We start from the raw sequence: 1,443 nt of genomic DNA on the forward strand, positions 1-1,443 counted from the left end.
ATATAGTGAAACGGACCACAATCACTCTCCGAGAGGACCAACACGAGTGGGTTCAGGAACACCACCTGAATCTCTCGTCGTTCATCCGAGAACGACTTGACGAGTACATCGAGGAACACGAGTAGCGTCATGTACTACGCCTACAAGTATCGCCTCAAGCCGTCCGACGCCCACCGCGAGGAGTTGGACCGCCACCGAGACATTTGTAGGCAACTGTATAACCACACGCTCTACCGGCTCAACGAGTACCAAGATGAACACGGCGAGCTGCCGTCCATGACCACCCTACGGTCGGAGTTACCCGACCTTAAGAAGTGGTGGGACGGCCTCTCGGACGTGTACTCGAAGGTCCTCCAAACAGTCGTGGAACGGCTGTTCGACAACCTCAAAGGACTCTCCAAACTTAAGGAGAACGGCTACGGCGTCGGTCAACTCAAGTGGAAACCGCCACGGGAGTTTCGCAGTTTCACGTACAGCCAGTCTGGCTTCAAGCTCGACAAGAAGGGCGGTCAGACTGTGCTGTCACTTTCGAAACTCGCGGACATACCAATCCGGTTCCACCGAGAGATCCCCGACGACGCTGCACTCAAGCAGGTCACGCTCAAGAAGGAACCGACGGGTGAGTGGTTCGCCACGTTCGGCGTCGAGATGGACCGTGAACCACCTGAGCTACCCGAGAATCCCGAGAAGTGCGTCGGCATCGACGTGGGGATTCTCAAGTACGCTCACGACACCGACGGCACTGCCGTCGAATCGCTTGACCTCTCCAACGAGCGCGAACGCTTGGAACGCGAACAACGGAAGCTCTCGCGCAAACAACATGGGTCGAACAACTACGAGGAGCAACGACGGCGCGTGGCGGAGTGTCACGCGGACCTCCGTCGGAAGCGCCGCGACTTCTTGCACAAACTCTCGAACTACTACGCTCGGGAGTACGACCTCGTGGCGGTCGAAGACCTGAACGTGAAGGGGATGATTGAGTCGCCGTCGAACAGTCGCAACACGGTGTCTGCCGCGTGGCGGACGTTCCTTTCGTTAATCGAATACAAGTGCAAGCGAGAGGGGGCGCACTTCGTGGCGGTCAACCCGAGAGGGACGACCAAGGAGTGTGCGTCTTGCGGCGTTTCGACGGACAAGCCGTTGTGGGTCCGTGAGCACTCCTGTCCCGCTTGCGGGTTTGAGGCGGACAGGGACGCGAATGCGGCGTGGAACATTCTTTCTCGCGGCCTCGAAGACGTAGGAGTGGGATACTCCGAATCAACGTCCTCAGAATCGCACGGCGATTCTGATGTGCGGACGAGAGCTCTGCTCTCGTCAACGCCTGTGGAGACTGCGCTCCCTGTGGATACGTCCGTATCTGCAAAGTGCGTCGTGGAAGCAGGAAGCCCTACCCTCAAGGAGCGAACGGCGTCAGCCGTGAGCGAGTAGGGTGGGGTAGTTCAC

Annotated in this window: 1 protein-coding gene; it reads left to right on the forward strand. The window is 58.4% G+C overall.

All coding sequences use genetic code 11. From position 1 onward, the window contains the following. Window positions 1-129: 129 nt before the first annotated feature. A complete protein-coding gene (locus GWG54_RS20500; RefSeq protein WP_167939477.1) occupies window positions 130-1,428 on the forward strand; it encodes an RNA-guided endonuclease TnpB family protein in 1,299 nt (432 codons plus the stop codon). Window positions 1,429-1,443 lie beyond the last annotated feature (15 nt).

It is taken from the genome of Natronococcus sp. JC468 (assembly GCF_012163165.1).
Classification (GTDB): domain Archaea; phylum Halobacteriota; class Halobacteria; order Halobacteriales; family Natrialbaceae; genus Natronococcus; species Natronococcus jeotgali.

Excerpts from the sequence above, each read along its gene's own strand:
- GWG54_RS20500 (WP_167939477.1), top strand. The coding sequence starts at position 130 with ATGTACTACGCCTACAAGTATCGCCTCAAGCCGTCCGACGCCCACCGC.